This is a genomic window from Arthrobacter sp. GMC3 (assembly GCF_002929305.1).
Lineage (GTDB): Bacteria > Actinomycetota > Actinomycetes > Actinomycetales > Micrococcaceae > Specibacter.
Genome location: NZ_PJIO01000007.1, coordinates 134,176 through 150,311, shown reverse-complemented (window position 1 = coordinate 150,311; position 16,136 = coordinate 134,176). Strand labels below are relative to the sequence as shown.

Below are 16,136 nucleotides of genomic sequence, written 5' to 3'. Positions count from 1 at the left end.
CACAGGAGGAACCATGTCAGAACGTAAAGCAACCGTCGCCAGCAGCTCCGGATTGCACGCCCGTCCCGCTTCACTATTTGCCGAAGCGGCTGGGGAAACCGGCGTGGAAGTCACCATTGCCATGGACGGGGCGCCGGCCGACGACGCCATGGATGCCAGCAGCATCCTGTCGCTGATGACTTTGGGCGCCGAACACGGCAGCGTGGTGGTGTTGCGCGCCGAGGGCGAGGGTGCCGACGCGGCCCTGGACACCTTGGTCAAGCTGCTTGAAACGGACCTCGACGCCGTCTAGCCGGTTCAGCCGCCGGCCACGGATTGGATGATCATCAGTTCCTGGCCGGCTGCAACGGGCGTTTTTAGCCCTTCCAGCCGCCGCACGTCATCGCCATTGAGGTAGATGTTCACGTAGCGCCGCAACGCACCAGTTTCATCACGCACCCGCCGGTTGAACACGGGAAATTCGCCGCCAATCGCGTCAAGCAACTGCGCCACGGTGGCCCCTGATTCTGCCGCCAGCCGCAGTTCAGCGCTGCCGCCCACGAGGGGCCGCAGCAGGCTCGGAACAAGCACCGTTACCTCCGGCATGCGCCAACCTCCGTCAAAGTTCGACGGCGGCAGCCCGGACACACAAAACGTCCGGCAGGTGGGCGAGGACTTCGGCAAAGTGTTCGCCCTCATCGGCACTGGCGTAGACGGACCCTCCACGGGTACCGAAGTACACCCCCGCCGGTTCCAAGGTGTCAACCGCTGCCGCATCGCGCAGCACCACGTTGTAGTCGGGCTCCACCAAACCGGCAGAGAACCGCTGCCAGGAGGCCCCGGCGTCGTCGGTCCGGTGTACAGCGAGCTGTCCCTGCGGCGGAATCCGCTCAATGTCGGCCTTGATCGGTACCACCCAGGCGGTTCCAGAGCGGCTCGGGTGGGCCAAAATGGTGAAGCCAAAGTCGGTGGGCAGGCCCTGAGCGATGGAATTCCAGGTGTCGCCGTTGTCGTCCGAGCGGTACACCCCACCGTGATTTTGTGCGTACAGGGTGTCCGGGTTGTTGGGATCCCGGGCGATCTTGTGCACGCACTGGCCAAATTCTGGCGTCTCCTCCGGCATGAAATCGGCGCCGATTCCCCGGTTGCGTGCCGTCCAGGACTCCCCGGAGTCGGTGCTCCTGTAGACGCCGCCGGTGCTCATTGCCACGTGGATTGTGGTGGGATCGGAGGCGCTGGGAAGGACCGTATGTGCCGCGGCGCCACCAAATCCGGCACCCCATTCGGTGCGGTGCGGGTGGTTCCATAGCCCACGGTTGAGCTCAAAGTGCTCGCCGCCGTCGACGGATTTCCACACGGAGATGGGTTCACAGCCGGCCCACACCACGCCGGGGCGCTCTGCACTGTCGGGCTGGATCTGCCAGACCCGCTCAAGGGCGGTCTCGGTGTCGGGCGGGAACGTAATGGCGCCATGCTCTGGCTCCTGCCACGTGGCGCCGAGGTCATCGGAATGCGCCACCGTGGGACCCCAGTGCTCGCTGCGCAGTCCAACGAGGATGCGCGTGCGGCCGTCGCGGGTGTCGATCCCGATGCTAGGGATCTCATGCATGAGGAAATGCGGGCCGGTGAAAGTGAACGCGGCCCGGTCGGTACTGGTCCCCAGCCACAAGCCCTTCTTCGTTCCCACGGCCAAGAGGGTGGTTTGCTCACTGCTCGACGGTGCTTCGCTGCGTGTCATGGTTCCATTCGACCACTGCAACCTGCGGGCATCAAGGGTTCCGGGCCAGTAACTTGCCGCCGCAGGACCCGCCGCAGCCGCAACGCTTCCCCCTGAACGGCCAGCCGACTCGTGAAGACGGCGCATCTTCGCACCCGATCCCCGACGACGGCGGCAACTCGCGAAACGCCACGCAAGATACGCCGTCCATGCGAGTTGGCGCCGTCCGCACGAAATGGGCGCCGGGATACGCCGCTCTAGGCGGCCACTCTAGCGCCCCCGGGGGCCAGAACGGCGCCAAGGCGCCGCTTCATGCTTTCGGGATTCCGCAAGTCGTCCCAAGTGAAACGGACAAAGCGCCAGCCAGCCTCCATGAGCAGGCTTTCTCGCCTCCGCTCCGCCAAAAGGACCTCAGCCGTGGGCTTGTAGTCGAAGTACTTGGTTTTCCCATCAAATTCCACGATGACCTTTTGCTCGTTCCAGACAAAGTCGGGTCGGTAGACCGCTCCCCTGACCATCATCTGAACTTGGAGCTCCGGTTGCGGCACGTTCATTTCCGCTATGACAAGCCGGGTGCGCGATTCACCGGGCGATTCGGACCTCTTGTCCAGGGCGGCAAGGACCCGCCGCGCCTTCCGAACGCCCCGCCGCCCTGGAATCTGCGCTAAGAGGCCGACCATGACATCCAGGTTGGCGCCCAGATGCAAGGCACTGTCGCCAATCACCACGGCCTGCGCAAAGGGAGCTATTCGGGCACAATCCACCACAGTCCGTTCAAGCGTCGTCGCCCTTACCTCGCGCCCGCTTGGCAGCCGAAGCGTGCAAACATCTGCATCGGGCAAATCCTGATGGTGGGTGGCAACGTCCTTAGGCGCTGTTGTTCCGGACATAGGCGAAGGGCCGGTGATGTGGACTTGTGCACCGCAATTCCACACATAGAGCCCATGGAGGCGCGCCGCACTGTAGTAGGAATAGACGGGCGTGCCACGCGTCGTGGCAAGGTGTGCCGCCAATCGGAGCCTGGATTGGCCCCAGGGCGGGCAAGCTTGCCATGTTGCGGCCTGAACATAGGCTCCTTTTCGGAGCCGGAAGACCAGGCCGCGCTTTAACGCCGAGGCCAGCAGTCGATCGCCCACACCCGCCTCTCGCAGCTGCTCCGTGGTGGCCACCTGGAGGGGCTTGGGCCACGCCTCTGCCAAGAATTTCTGTTGCGTTGCAATATCCATGAACTGAGTCTGCACAACCAGAATGTTCGGCAACAGGGGCAGGGAGCACCTTGTGGATAAGACAGCCCGGCCCGCCCGTAAACTCGCGAAGACGGCGTATCTTCGCACCCGATCCCTGACGACGGCGGCAACTCGCGAAACGCCGCGCAACATACGCCGTCCATGCGAGTTGGCGCCGCCGGCACGAAGACCGCGCCACTTTGCGCCGCCGTCGCACGCCGATTAATACCCCCATAGGGTACTTGACAGATACCCTATGGGGGTATAACTTGGAGCCATGACCACAACAGAAGCAGAACACACCGGCCCTCACGGGTACTCGGGGGAAAAACAGGCACTCCTGCGTCGCCTCAAGCGCGCAGAGGGCCAGGTTCGCGGCATCGCCAAAATGGTCGAGGACGACAAATACTGCATCGACATCCTCACCCAAATGGCCGCCGTCAACAAGGCACTGCACGCCGTGAGCATCGGCCTGCTTAACGACCACATTGCGCATTGCGTGGTCAACGCCGCCAACGAATCCGCCGAAACCGGCAACCCGGAGATCGTCTCCGAAAAAGTATCCGAAGCAACAGCCGCCATTTCACGCCTACTCAGGAGCTAAGCACCATGAACACCACCACCATCAACGTTTCCGGCATGACCTGCGGCCACTGCGTCAGCTCAGTCACCGAGGAATTGACCGGGCTCAAGGGCGTGGAGAGCGTCGCCGTCGACCTCAACGCCGGCGGCATCTCAGAGGTCACCATCACCTCCACCCTGACCCTTGACCCCGCGGAAATTGGCGAGGCCATTGCGGAAGCCGGCTACCTCGTCGTCTCCAATAACGCCTAAACGACCACCACACTAAGGAGCGCCATGAGCGCGTCAGAGATTTTGTCCCAAACCGCCACCCCCGGCCCGCGCACGGTCGAACTCGACATCGAAGGCATGACCTGCGCCTCGTGCGTCAGCCGGGTTGAACGCAAACTGGGCAAGCTCGACGGCGTCAGCGCTTCGGTCAATCTCCCGCTGGAATCGGCCCAGGTCACCGTCCCTGCCGGCATTACCAACCAGCAGATCATCGACACTGTGAACGCCACCGGTTACAAGGCCACCGTGAAGAACGATCCCGCCACGCGGACCATGCCCATGCACGACGCCGGTGCACACGGTTCGCTCGATTCCCACCAGGGCATGGACCACGAGCCCGGCCACGAGGGCATGGATCACACCGACCACATGGCGCACGGCGGAACCGCCGCGTCGCTGCGTCCCCGGCTGATCCTGGCCGCCATCCTGACCATCCCGGTGTTCCTGATTTCCATGTTCCCCGCCCTGCAATTCCCTCAGTGGGGCTGGGTTGTTGGCGCACTGACATTGCCGGTGGTGACGTGGTCGGCCTGGCCGTTCCACCGGGCCGCGGCCATCAACGCCCGGCACTTCGCCTCCACCATGGACACCCTGGTCTCCATCGGCGTCAGCGCGGCGTTCCTGTTTTCCACGGTCACCATGCTGATGGATCCGATGCTGACGGCCCATGGCGCCCACATGAGCGGGCACGCCCCCCTGTACTTTGAGGTCTCCGCCGTGGTGGTCACCTTTCTGCTACTCGGGCGTTACTTGGAGGCCAAGGCGAAGTCCAAGGCGGGTGACGCACTCAAAGCTCTGCTGAGCCTTGGCGCCAAGGAAGCCACCGTGCTGCGCGACGGCGTGGAGGTCAAGGTCCCTGCGGCCGAACTGGCCGTGGGTGAGATCTTCGTGGTGCGGCCCGGCGAGAAGATCGCCACCGACGGCATCATCACCGACGGCACCTCCGCCGTGGACACCTCCCTGATCACCGGTGAGTCCCTGCCCGTGGATGTCACCGTGGATGACGCTGTCACCGGCGCCACCATCAACACTTCCGGTCGCCTGCTGGTGCGGGCAAGCCGTGTGGGCGCGGAGACAACGCTGGCGCAGATGGGCAAGCTGGTCAGCGCCGCACAGGCAGGCAAGGCACCTATTGCGCGCCTCGCGGACCGGATCAGCGCCGTGTTCGTGCCGGTCGTGCTGGTCATCGCCGTACTCACCTTCGCCCTGTGGCTGATCTTCAGCGGCGACGTGCAGGCAGCGTTCACCGCCGCCGTTGCGGTTCTGATCATCGCCTGCCCCTGCGCCCTGGGCCTTGCAACACCTGTTGGTCTGCTGACCGGCACGGGCCGGGCAGCCCAGCTGGGCATCCTCATCAAGGGCCCGCAGGTTTTGGAGGACACCCGCACGGTGGACACCATCCTGCTGGATAAGACCGGCACCGTCACCGAGGGCAAGCTGAGCGTGGTCGACGTCGTGCCCCTCGCCCAGGTACCCCCAGCCGACGTCCTGCGCATGGCTGGGGCCGTGGAATCCCACAGCGAACACCCCATTGCCCACGCCATTGCCGACCACGCCCGCACCAGGGGCGACCTGCCCGAGGTCCAAGAATTCACCTCGGCCCCGGGCGGCGGGGTGCGCGCCGTGATCGAAGGCAACACCGTGCTGGCCGGCCGGGCAGGCTGGCTGGAGGAAAACGGCGTCGAACTCTCCGAAGCCGACCGGGCGGCCTTGGTGACGGCGCAACGGCGCGGCACCACCGCCATCTGGGTGGCTGTGGACGGCAAGGCTGCTGGCCTGATCGCGTTGAAGGACACCATCAAGGCCGGATCCGTTGAGGCCATTGCCAGGCTCAAGGAACTGGGTTTGCGGCCCATCCTGCTCACCGGTGACAACGCAGCGGTGGCAGCCCAGGTGGCTGCAACGGTGGGGATTGCGCCCGAGGACGTGTTTGCCGACGTCCTGCCCGAGGGCAAGGTGGAGGCGGTCAAGAAGTTGCAGGCCGCCGGAGCCACGGTGGCTATGGCCGGCGACGGCGTCAACGACGCAGCAGCCCTGGCGCAGGCCGATCTTGGCATTGCCATGGGATCGGGCACCGACGTTGCGATCGAGGCGGCGGATCTGACGGTCATGGGCAACGATCTGGGCCAGGTGGCCACCGCCATTGCGCTGTCGCGCAAGACGCTGGGCACCATTAAGACGAACCTGTTCTGGGCGTTCTTCTACAACGCGATCGGCATCCCGGTGGCAGCCCTGGGGCTGTTGAACCCGATGATTGCCGGCGCCGCGATGGCCGCCAGCTCGGTCCTGGTGGTGGCGAACTCGCTGCGACTGCGCCGCTTCGGCAAGTAACGCCCCTGAATCAAAACTGGCCCGTCCCGAATGCGTCGGGGCGGGCCGTTTTGCGTGCCGGCCCTGTTGGGCTGGCCGGATCGGGAGCACACTGGAGCCATGACAACTACCTTGATCACCGGCGCCAATAAGGGCCTCGGTTTTGAAACCGCACGCCAACTTGTTGCAGCCGGACACACCGTTTACCTTGGGTGCCGGGACGCCGGACGCGGCCGGGCGGCCGCCGAATCCGTTGGCGGACACTTCATTGAACTCGACGTCACCTCGGACGCCTCCGTGACGGCCGCCGCGGAAAGGATTCGCGCGGAGGCGGGCCGCCTGGACGTTCTGGTCAACAATGCCGGCATCTCCGGTGCGTTCGCGTCCCCCGCGGACGTCACAGCTGGCAGCCTCCAGGAGGTCTACGATGTGAACGTCTTCGGCACTGTGCGAATGATTCACGCCTTCCTTCCGCTGTTGCGCGAATCGAGCGGGGCAATCGTGAACGTCAGCTCGGGCATGGGCTCAATCACCATCACCTCGGATCCCGCCCGGGGAGAATCGGCGCTTCATTCGGTGGTGTATTCCTCCTCCAAATCCGCCGTGAACATGCTCACCACACAGTACGCAAAGGCCTTTCCCGAGCTGCGCATCAACGCCGTGGATCCCGGCTACACCAACACCGAATTCAACGGAAACCGTGGCACCCAAACAGTGGAAGAAGGCGCCGAGGTGATCGTCGCAACGGCCATGGCCGGAGCTGATGGGCCCAGCGGTACTTACAAGGACCGTTCAGGAACGCTGCCCTGGTAGCCCGCACAGTTTAGCTGTTTGGGTCCCGGTGTTCAGCCGGGGCGGCAGCGGCCAGTTCAAGGTCCACGGCATAGCCGGGGCCGCGCTGGAAGGGCCCACGGAGTTCATCCAGGCGCACCATGACCACGCCGAACATGATGAGGGCCCCGCCCAGCAGTTGCACCACCCGCGGCAATTCCCCGAGCAGGATCCACGCCCACACAACAGCAAAAAGCACCTCAAAAAGCGCCACGAAGGATGCCACTTTGGAGCCCAGGCCGCGGGTGGCCATAATGCCCACCACGTAGGCAAACACCGTAGTAATCAGTACGAGCCCGAGCACCGGCACAAACCATGGCACCTGGCTCCCGGCGAAAACGACATCGGTGGTGGAGAACACTAGCGGCATGACCCCGGTGAGGCCCAGGCCAAAGATTGCCGCGGCACCTACGGCCATGCCACCGCCGGCCATGAGGATCGGCGGGACATTGTCATTGGCACGGGCGGACATGACAAAGTAGACGGCCGAACAGACTGCGGCGGCAAGCCCCCACAGGATTCCTTCCACGCTGACCTTCTGTCCCCCCGCCAAATCAAGCACCAACACCAGTCCGCCCATGGCGCTCACCGCACCCAGAATGGTCAGTGCGCGCGGGCGGGATCGCGTCATGAGCCAAGCCCAGCCCACCAGCAGCACCGGCGAGAGATACTCCAACAGCAAGGCCACGCCCACGGACAGGTGCGCCACGGCGTTAAAGAAGAACAGCTGGCACAGGGCAATGGGCACCACGCCATAGATGGCAATCCGCAGGAGAGATCCCTTCACGGTTTCCCACTGTCGCAGCAAAATGATGACTGCGGGAATGAGCAGGACGACGGCGGCGCCACCAATGCGGACGGCGACGGCGGCGCCCGGTGACCAGCCGGCGTCGAACAGGGACTTGGCAAAGGAGCCGGAGAGGCCAAAGGCAGCTGCCGAAACGAAAGCCAGCAGCAGGGCCGGAGATGCCTTGCGGCTGAGAGCGGGAGTTTCTGGTGAAGTCATGGCGCATCCGTAGTGTCAGAAGATGTCAGGAGTGTAAGGCGTTAGACTGATGACACTACGCTCGCAATAAGTCAGGAGTCAACATGGTCTTTGCTAATGACACCGAGGTTGCCTTGGTATCGGCCGCCAACTTGATCAACACGGCCCCCACCGCCAACGGCCCCGCCGAAACCGACTCGGAGAGCGACTCGCTGGCCACCATCGAGCAGCTTGACGCGTTTGTTGCGGCGGAGCAATTCACCGGTTCGCGGGAGCACTCCAAGGGCGAACTCGCCGCCGTTCACCGCATGCGCGAGGAGCTGCGCAACATCTGGACGGCGGATGAAAACACCGCCGTGGCCATGGTGAACTCGCTGCTTTCCCGCGCCCAGGCACTCCCCCAGCTGGTCAAGCACGACCAGTGGGACTGGCATTTGCACGCCACCGCCCCCGCAGCGCCGCTCGCCCAGCGCATGGGTGTGGAGGCGGCCATGGGCTTGGTGGATGTGATTCGCAGCAAGGAGCTCGGCCGGCTCAAAGTGTGCGCCGCCGATGACTGCCGGGCGGTGTTGATCGACCTGTCCAAGAACCGCTCGCGCCGGTATTGCGATACCGGAAACTGCGGCAATCGCGCCCACGTGGCCGCGTACCGCCGTCGTAAGTTGGCCGTTAAATAAATCGAACGGGGAGTAGTTGTTGATGTTGGCGTCCAACATCAACAACTACTCCCCGTTCGAGTGCGGGTAACCGCTACTTCATGGTTCCTGCGGACACCGAGCCCTGGAGCTGGCGCTGGAAGATCACGTACACGATCAGCACCGGCACCACCACGATGATGGCGGCCGCGAACAGCTGACCGAAGTCCACCGCGTAGCCCATCTGGCCGGCGACGGAGGCAATGCCCTGGGAAAGGACATAGTTCTCGCGCTTGGTGTTGATGGCGACGGGAATCAGGTACTGGTTCCACAGGCCCAGGAAGTTGAAGATGGCCACGGAGGCGAGGCCCGGCTTGGCCATGGGCAGCATGACCTGGAAGAACGTGCGCCACTCACCGGCGCCGTCGATCTGTGCCGCTTCAGCAATTTCCCCGGGAAGGGCCTTGAAGAAGGAGAACAGGAAGAAGACGGTGAACGGCAGAGCGAAGGAGACGTACACGATGATCAACCCGGGCAAGGTGTTGAGCAATCCAATGTTCTTCAAAATGAAGAACAAGGGCACAATTGCCAGGAAGATCGGGAACGTCAGTCCGGCAAGCATGAGGTAGTACACCGCACGATAGCCGGGGAACACATAGCGGGCCAGGACGTAGGCGCACATGGAACCCAGCACCATGACAATGATGAGAGCGGAGGCCACCACGATCACGGTGTTGAAGAAGTAAGTCCCAATGCCGGCCGAATTCCAGGCGTTGATGTAGTTCTGGAACTGCCATGTTTCGGGCAGGGAGAACGGCGAGGCGAAGATTTCCTTGGTCTGCTTGAAGGATGACAGCAGGGTCCAGCCAAGGGGTACCAGGACCATCAGGGACCACAAGGCGAGCATGGTGTGCGAAACGCCGGCTACAACCTTGTCGCCCTTGGACTCCTTGGGCTTACGTTCCACATGGCCTTCGATTTCGGAAGACCTCTTGGAGAGTTTGAGTGACATTAGTTGGACACATCCTTACTGCCACCGGTGAGGCGATTCACCAAGAATACGAGCGCCGAGAAAATCAAGGTCATGACTGCCAGGACAACACCCATGGCACAGGCCAGGCCGAACTGGCCCTTGGAGAATGCGGTGGTGAACAGTTTCTGGGACATGACCAAGGTGGAGTTGGCCGGCCCGCCGGTGGAGTTCAGAACCGACATGTAGACAAAGGCGTCCAGGGCCAGGATGCCCATGTAGACGTAGGCCGTCTGGATGTTGTCACGGATCAGCGGGATGGTGATGGTGATGGCCGTGCGGAAACGTCCGGCGCCGTCAATGCGGGCGGCTTCAAAGGTCTCCGCGGGGATGCCCTTGATGGCTGCGATGAACAAGATCATGTAGAAGCCCACAAAGCCCCAGACGATGACCACCATGGAGGCGATCATGGCCGTGCGTGAATCGCCCAGCATGCCGTTGGCGGGGCCGTCCAGACCAACAGCGTTCAGGAGGCCGTTGAGCAGTCCCGAGCTGGGGTCGTAGATCTGTGCCCAGATGATGCCGATGACGACGGCGGGGATCACGTAGGGGAAGAAGGAGACGATCCGGTAGAAACCAGCGCCCTTCAGGCCCTTGATCTGACCGCGGCTGCTGCCCCCAATGGTCACCAGCGTGGCCAATACCAGGGCCAAGATGACGGTGATGACCGGCAGGAAGATGGCCAAGGTGATGCTGTTGCGGACCGAGATCATGAAGATGTCATCGTTGAAGAGCTTGACATAATTATCGAAGCCAATGAACGGCATGTTGGCATCGAAGCCGCTCCAGCTGGTCATCGAGTAGTACACCGCTTGGACAAACGGCGAGATCACGAAGACCAGATAGATCACCAATGGCAGGCCCAAAAAGACTGCCATGAAGCTGACCTTATCGAACGTCAGTTTTTTCCGGCGCCGCCGGGCAGCGACTGGAAGGTCGCCGCCCGGCTTCACATGGTTTGCTACTTGAGTCACTTCACTTCAATCTTCTTGACCGAGCTGTCGTTGGCGACCTTGTCGGTGATGTCCTGCAGGGCCTTGGTCAGGCCAGCAGCGTCAAGATCACCGGCGAGGAAGGAGTTCCACGGCACCAGCAGGTCGGCGTTCATGCCGTACAGGTCGATGAAGTTCCAGGTGAAGATGTTCTTGCCGGCCTTGTCCAGCATGGTCGTCTGGGAGACCAATGCGGTGGAGCCGAAGCCGTCCGCCGGAACGGTGCCCTTGACTACTGTGGGAGCCAGCTTGGTCTTGGCGAAGTTGACGGCAGCATCCTTGGAAAGCATGATGCGCAGCAATTCCTTGCCGGCAGCGACGTTGACACCCTTGCTGGGAACAATGAAGGGCTCGCCGGCTGCGGAACGAACACCGCTCTGGGCGATCTTCGGACTGCTCGTGACAACGGGGGTGGGAGCACCCGTCATCTGGAAGTCGGCCTTGGTCTGGTCCTTCATTTCGTTTTCGATCCATGAACCGGACGGGTACAGCAGGGCGTCCTGGTTGTTGGACCACTGTGCCTGGGCGGCCGTGAACTGGGTACCGGCGCCACCGGGCTTGACGTAGCCGGCCTTGACGATCTTTTCCAGGGCGCCAAAGACGGCCTGCACGGCCGGCTGAGACCAGGAGTCGGGCTTGAGGTTCTCAAGGTTGACGCGTACCGTGTCGCCACCTTCCTTGATGGCCGACTCGATGGCCATGGTCAGGTAGTACGTGGCAGCTTCCTTGCCCCAGAGGAACAGGTACTTGCCCTGCGCCTTGGCCTTGGCGCCCAGATCCATGGCCTCGTCCCAGGTGGTGGGAACGGTCCAGTTGTTGGCCTTGAACAAGCTGGCCGAGTACCACACGGCGTAGACCGTGAGCACGTAGTTGATGGCGGCAACCTTGCCATCGAAGGTGCCCGGTGCCAGAACGCCGTCGTACAGGGTGTCGGCAATCTTGGTGCCCTCAAGGTTGTTGGCCTCGGTGATGGACTTAAGGTCCTCGAGCTGGTCCAAGATGGTGGCAAAGCCGATGGACTTGGCACCGGAGTTGTCAATGAGGTCCGGAGGTGTGCCACCGACGAAGCGCGGCTGCAGTTCCTGGGCGATGTCCGTGGACGGGCTGATCTTGACGGTGACGCCCGGGTAGTTTTTGGTGAAGATGGCGCCGGCGAAATCGACGTAGTCGATGCCGTAGCCGCCCTTGAAGATGACGGCGTCAAGTGCGCCGGTCTTGGCAACGCCAAACGGGTTGGTGGCGGAGACGTCCCCGCCCGCAGCGGAGCTTGCTGCCGTCCCGGAGCCGCCGGCGCAAGAAGCCAGGGCCCCACCCATGGGGACAAGAACGGCGGTGGCCAGGGCACCGCGGAGGAATCCACGACGCTGCAGCGGCTTGTTCTGAATGCTCATTCTAGGTACTGCCTTCCGTTGATGGTACGAACGCTAAAAAAGGTACTGCTTTGTACTTTTTGAACTGTTACTGCATTTCACTGCAATTCATGCGGCGGCCTCACGAGCTGTAGCTGACTTGCTGCTACACGGCTGCTGGAATCACGCCTCACGCCTGAGCCGGCCAGCGTACTGGCCCACTAAAGCGGTATTGTGTTCGTCCCCGCCCGGGATATTTGCCGAAACATAGATGGGCGGTTTCTTCCCCGCACGGACCAGGCATTGGACGGTTTCAATGGTCAACAGCTGCGCTATGTACGCTGCCGTGATCGATGAAACCGCACCAACACCTCCTCCGCCGGAAACTTCGAGGGTTGTGTCGCCAAAAGGCGCCCTGTTATCGATAACAATATCGGCAATCTCACTGAGACGCATCCCACTTGGGTGCTTTGTTTCGACTGCATTCGTGTGTTCAAGGCTGGTGACGGCGATCACTTTATGCCCGCGTTCCTTGGCAATAAGCGCCAAGCCAACGATCGAGCCGTTCACGCCGGAGTTTGAAGCAATAAGAAATATGTCGCGCGGATCCACCAAGGAGAGATCGAACAACTCCTTGGCGATGCCAGTTTCGCGCTCCAAGACGGAGCCTTCCAGCGAATCAAGCACGGCAACATCCCGCTCCCCATGGAGCACCAGGTCCCGCAGGGCGATCTTGCTCGTGGGGATCAACCCTCCGGCGCGGCCGGCGATCTCCATGGCGAACGCCTCGGAGTGGCCGGTGCCGAAGGCCTGAATAACGCCCCCGTCACTCAAGGTCTGCGCCAGCGCCTCGGCGGCCTCATTCAGGCCGCCGGCCACGGCCCACTCAGTGAGGGCGTCCAGGCGGGTGGATACTTCCAAGCTATAAGCATTGATGTTCTCAGACACGCTTGGGGCTCCTTCCGGTAGTGCGCTGTCCTCGGTGGGTGCCCAGCTCCAGGCGCGCAGCCCGGGTTGGGCGGCGATGAGGGGAAACTGCCATCGCCGAGGAGGCCAGCTTGGAGGTGGTCTGGGCAAAGTTCACCTGGGCTACCAAAAGGTAGAGCAAGTCCAGGACGAGTAGTTGAACGTGCTTGGCCGAAAGATCGTCCGGTTGCAGGAATTGTTCGTGAACGGAGGTGATGATGGCGGCGTCGGCACTTTCGGCCAACGGTGAGCCCGGGTTGTTGCTCAGCGCCACGGTCAAGGCGCCGGCCTCGCCGGCTTCACGCAACATTTGAATGGTCTCTTCGGTGCGCCCGGTGTTGGAGATGCCAATGGCCACCGAGTTTGAGTCCTGAATAGCGGCGCTGGTCAGACCGGCGTGGACCTCGGACCAGTGATGGGCGTTGATGCCGATCCGGTACAGGCGTGACTGCATTTCCTTTGCCATGACAGCACTGCCACCGATGCCATAGATGTCCACATGGGTGCACATGGCAATGCGGCGGGCAATCTTGTTCATGAGCGCCAGGTCCATGACCGCAGCCGTTTCCTCGAGTGAACGCGTGTGGGCGTTAACAAGGGTGCTCAGCACATCGCGGGCGGAATCGTCGGGGCCGAAAGCGCGGCCGATGTCGGCTTTCCACGACTCGCGGGCGTCACTGCGTCCCACGTCGGAGGCGATGCTGACACGAAATGGCACATACCCGGCATAACCAAGAAGGCGGCAAAAGCGCGTGACGGTTGCGGGCGAAGTTTTTGTTTGCTCGGCCAGTTCCATGATGGACAATTCCAACGGCGCCTGCGGATGTTCCAAAAGAAACGTTCCGATCTTGGCCATTGCAGTCGGCATGTCGGGTAGTTTTGCCTGAATACGGTTCACGACGCCGGCAGCGTTCACTGCTGCAAGGGATGGCGCGAACGATGACATGTGAAAATCCATTTCTTTTCGGTGACTGCTAACTGAAAACTATTATCACCAGCGATGTAAGTCAAGTCACATCTAAGACACAGAATGATAACAATGCCTAACTACCTTGCAATTGACGCCGGCGGAACCTCGACCCGAGCGGTGTTCTTGACCCACTTCGGACAGTGTCTGGGATACGGCACATCGGGTGGCGGAAACCCGGTTTCTAGGGGTTTTGACGGGGCCTTGGAGGCGCTCTTGGCGGCCTCGAACAGTGCAGTGGGAGATGCCCGCGCGCCGCTCGCTGCGGTGACGCTGGCCATGGCCGGCGCGTCCCTTGATTTGCCGACACATTTGTTTCAAGAGCGGTTCGTGACGCTGGGTCTGACCGGGCAAGCAGTGATTGAATCTGACTTATTGGCCGCCTTTTACTCCGGAACCTATCAAGATGATGGATACGCCTTGATAGCCGGCACGGGAGCCGTGGCGGCCCGTATTGCCGGTGGCCGGCTCGCAGCCGTCGCCGACGGGACAGGCTGGCTCTTGGGCGATACGGGGTCAGGATTCTGGCTTGGCCATGAGGTGGCCCGCGCCGTTGCTGCGGCATTGGACGGCCGCGGAACGCCCACGGCCCTGACCAACTTGGTGCTGGAGGATCTGGGGATCACCGTGGACCCTGACTCGCGAACCCAGGGACGCGTCAGTGCCCAGCAGCAACTGATCGTAAAGACCTATGAACTGCGCCCTATTGAACTGTCGCGCTTCGCGCCCCTGGTTTTTGCCGTCCCGGAGGATGCCGTTGCCCAACAGATCATTGCCCGCTGCGCCGCCGCACTGGCACAGACCCTGAGGGCGGTAGTGGACCCCGCCATCTCAGGGCCGCTGGTTTTTGGCGGCAGTGTTCTCACCAAGGGCGGCACCGTGGGGGCGGCGGTGTTGACACAGCTGGGGCAGGCGGGCGAATCTGCCGGCCACCCCGACGGCGCGTTTAAAACGGAGCCGGCCCTGGTTGCCGACGGCGTGGTGGGGGCCGCGGTGCTTGCCCTTAAACGCAACGGCGAAATGGTGGACGCCACCGTATTTGAGCGCATCACGTCAAGCCTGGCGTCATTGCGCGGGTAGCGTCCCACCGAAAAGCGCTTGAATCAGCGAGCAAAAAGCCGTGGGGACCCGCCATTTGGCGGGTCCCCACGGCTTTGATGGCCAAGGATCAGTTGGAAACGGTTTCCGTGTGAACCGTGAGGTCTTTGAGAACTTCGGGGAGGGGTTCCACGCCCAAACCTGGACCGGTCGGGATGGCGATCCGTCCGCCGTCGAGAACGAAGGGTTCGGTGATGTCCAATTTGTAGAACCGGTCCGAGGCGGATATATCCCCCGGTAAGGTAAACCCGCTCATTCCGGCCAGTGCAGCATTGGCCGCACGTCCCAGACCTGACTCGAGCATGCCTCCACACCACACGGCGATGCCATTTGCCGCGGCGATGTCGTGGATGCGACGGGCTTCCAGGTAGCCGCCCACCCGCCCTGGCTTGATGTTGATGACATCAACGGCCCCAAGTGCAATGGCATCCGCGGCGGCCGTTGCCGAAACAATGGACTCATCCAGGCACATGGGCGTGCTCATTTGCTTGGCCAAGAGGGCATGCTGGCGCAGATCGTCCTCGGCCAGTGGCTGCTCAATCAGCAGCAGATCGAAGGCGTCCAGCTGACGCAGCAGGGGCGCATCCACCAGCGTGTAGGCGGCATTGGCATCCACCTGCAGGGGAATGTCACCGAACTTCTCACGCACGGCGCGGACCGGGGCAATGTCCCAGCCCGGTTTGATCTTGAGCTTGATGCGAACGTACCCCTGGTCCAGGAAGTCGCCCACCACCTCCAGCAGGTGCTCAATTGAGTTCTCAATGCCCACGGATACGCCAGAGGGCACGGAGTTGACGGTTGCGCCAAAGTAGCTGGCAAAGGACTGCCCGCTTGCGCGCAGCTGGGCGTCAAGTACCGCCATTTCCAGGGCGGCCTTGGCCATCCGGTGCCCCACAATGTGCCGCAGCACGTGGCCCACCGTCTCGGCGCTGAGACTATTCCCGGCATCCTGCCAGGCGTAGAGCCGCGGTATCAAGTAGCGCCGCAATACGTCGCGCGCACCGTCAAGGTATTCCTCCGAATACAGCGGGTCCTGAAGGGTGACGCACTCCCCCCAACCCACTACGACGTCGCCGTCCACATCGGCGGTCAGCTTGATCAGCAACGGTGAACGCTGCGTTTGCGTGCTGAAGGAGGTGGTGAAGGGGCTGACAAGTGGAAGGCTGACGGTGATCAGCTCCACATTGAGAATACGCATG

Annotated in this window: 17 protein-coding genes; 7 read left to right on the top strand and 10 right to left on the bottom strand. The window is 62.4% G+C overall.

The features are described from left to right. Nucleotides 1–13 precede the first annotated feature (13 nt). Nucleotides 14–292 (top strand): HPr family phosphocarrier protein, encoded by a 279-nt coding sequence (locus CXQ94_RS13070; protein ID WP_104090938.1) that lies wholly within the window; start codon nt 14–16, stop codon nt 290–292. A gap of 5 nt (nt 293–297) precedes the next feature. Here the strand turns inward: CXQ94_RS13070 and CXQ94_RS13065 are convergent, their stop codons facing one another. The 3 genes from CXQ94_RS13065 to CXQ94_RS13055 all read right to left on the bottom strand — a co-directional run bounded on the left by CXQ94_RS13065 (nt 298) and on the right by CXQ94_RS13055 (nt 2,922). After that, nucleotides 298–585 (bottom strand): MoaD/ThiS family protein, encoded by a 288-nt coding sequence (locus CXQ94_RS13065; protein ID WP_104090935.1) that lies wholly within the window; start codon nt 583–585, stop codon nt 298–300. A 13-nt stretch (nt 586–598) separates the two neighbouring features. Continuing rightward, nucleotides 599–1,717, bottom strand: a complete 1,119-nt coding sequence (locus CXQ94_RS13060) for a glycosyl hydrolase (protein ID WP_104090932.1) — start codon at nt 1,715–1,717, stop codon at nt 599–601. A gap of 236 nt (nt 1,718–1,953) precedes the next feature. Next, a complete protein-coding gene (locus tag CXQ94_RS13055) occupies nt 1,954–2,922 on the bottom strand; it encodes a type IV toxin-antitoxin system AbiEi family antitoxin domain-containing protein (protein WP_146070308.1) in 969 nt (322 codons plus the stop codon). A gap of 277 nt (nt 2,923–3,199) precedes the next feature. Between CXQ94_RS13055 and CXQ94_RS13050 the strand changes: the two genes are divergently transcribed. From CXQ94_RS13050 to CXQ94_RS13035, 4 genes are all read left to right on the top strand, one after another. Further along, nucleotides 3,200–3,526 (top strand): metal-sensitive transcriptional regulator, encoded by a 327-nt coding sequence (locus CXQ94_RS13050; protein ID WP_104090926.1) that lies wholly within the window; start codon nt 3,200–3,202, stop codon nt 3,524–3,526. 5 nt (nt 3,527–3,531) lie between these two features. Beyond that, entirely contained in the window at nt 3,532–3,756 is a 225-nt protein-coding gene (locus CXQ94_RS13045) for a heavy-metal-associated domain-containing protein (protein WP_104090924.1), read from the top strand. Between the two features lie 24 nt (nt 3,757–3,780). Then, complete coding sequence (locus tag CXQ94_RS13040) at nt 3,781–6,105, top strand: cation-translocating P-type ATPase (protein ID WP_104090921.1); 2,325 nt, start codon at nt 3,781–3,783, stop codon at nt 6,103–6,105. A gap of 99 nt (nt 6,106–6,204) precedes the next feature. Further along, a complete protein-coding gene (locus CXQ94_RS13035; protein ID WP_104090918.1) occupies nt 6,205–6,897 on the top strand; it encodes an SDR family NAD(P)-dependent oxidoreductase in 693 nt (230 codons plus the stop codon). 10 nt (nt 6,898–6,907) lie between these two features. Here the strand turns inward: CXQ94_RS13035 and CXQ94_RS13030 are convergent, their stop codons facing one another. Next, nucleotides 6,908–7,921 carry a DMT family transporter gene (locus CXQ94_RS13030; RefSeq protein ID WP_104090915.1) on the bottom strand — a complete coding sequence of 338 codons (1,014 nt, stop codon included), beginning with the start codon at nt 7,919–7,921 and terminating at the stop codon, nt 6,908–6,910. An 83-nt stretch (nt 7,922–8,004) separates the two neighbouring features. On the opposite strand from CXQ94_RS13030, the gene CXQ94_RS13025 reads away from it, so the two are divergent. Further along, nucleotides 8,005–8,577: a CGNR zinc finger domain-containing protein gene (locus tag CXQ94_RS13025; protein WP_104090913.1), complete on the top strand. Its 573-nt coding sequence runs from the start codon at nt 8,005–8,007 to the stop codon at nt 8,575–8,577. A 73-nt stretch (nt 8,578–8,650) separates the two neighbouring features. On the opposite strand, the gene CXQ94_RS13020 is transcribed toward CXQ94_RS13025, so the two are convergent. The 5 genes from CXQ94_RS13020 to CXQ94_RS13000 all read right to left on the bottom strand — a co-directional run bounded on the left by CXQ94_RS13020 (nt 8,651) and on the right by CXQ94_RS13000 (nt 13,818). Further along, complete coding sequence (locus tag CXQ94_RS13020; RefSeq protein ID WP_258067073.1) at nt 8,651–9,442, bottom strand: carbohydrate ABC transporter permease; 792 nt, start codon at nt 9,440–9,442, stop codon at nt 8,651–8,653. A 104-nt stretch (nt 9,443–9,546) separates the two neighbouring features. Then, the gene (locus CXQ94_RS13015; RefSeq protein ID WP_258067064.1) at nt 9,547–10,539 is read right to left on the bottom strand and encodes a carbohydrate ABC transporter permease; all 993 of its coding nucleotides are present in this window, start codon (nt 10,537–10,539) and stop codon (nt 9,547–9,549) included. Continuing rightward, nucleotides 10,536–11,948, bottom strand: coding sequence for an N-acetylglucosamine/diacetylchitobiose ABC transporter substrate-binding protein (ngcE, locus tag CXQ94_RS13010; RefSeq protein WP_104090908.1), 1,413 nt, complete (start codon nt 11,946–11,948; stop codon nt 10,536–10,538). The genes CXQ94_RS13015 and ngcE overlap by 4 nt, the downstream gene beginning before the upstream one ends. Before the next feature lie 141 nt (nt 11,949–12,089). Continuing rightward, nucleotides 12,090–12,854: a sugar isomerase domain-containing protein gene (locus CXQ94_RS13005; RefSeq protein ID WP_219817050.1), complete on the bottom strand. Its 765-nt coding sequence runs from the start codon at nt 12,852–12,854 to the stop codon at nt 12,090–12,092. Beyond that, a complete protein-coding gene (locus CXQ94_RS13000) occupies nt 12,847–13,818 on the bottom strand; it encodes a MurR/RpiR family transcriptional regulator (protein ID WP_104090905.1) in 972 nt (323 codons plus the stop codon). Before CXQ94_RS13000 ends, CXQ94_RS13005 begins: the two co-directional genes overlap by 8 nt. A gap of 93 nt (nt 13,819–13,911) precedes the next feature. On the opposite strand from CXQ94_RS13000, the gene CXQ94_RS12995 reads away from it, so the two are divergent. Next, nucleotides 13,912–14,919 (top strand): N-acetylglucosamine kinase, encoded by a 1,008-nt coding sequence (locus tag CXQ94_RS12995; protein ID WP_181034208.1) that lies wholly within the window; start codon nt 13,912–13,914, stop codon nt 14,917–14,919. An 88-nt stretch (nt 14,920–15,007) separates the two neighbouring features. Here CXQ94_RS12995 and menC read toward each other — a convergent pair whose 3' ends face one another. Further along, on the bottom strand, nt 15,008–16,135 hold the full coding sequence (gene menC, locus CXQ94_RS12990) for an o-succinylbenzoate synthase (protein WP_104090899.1): 1,128 nt from the start codon (nt 16,133–16,135) through the stop codon (nt 15,008–15,010). Between the last annotated feature and the right edge of the window lies 1 nt (nt 16,136).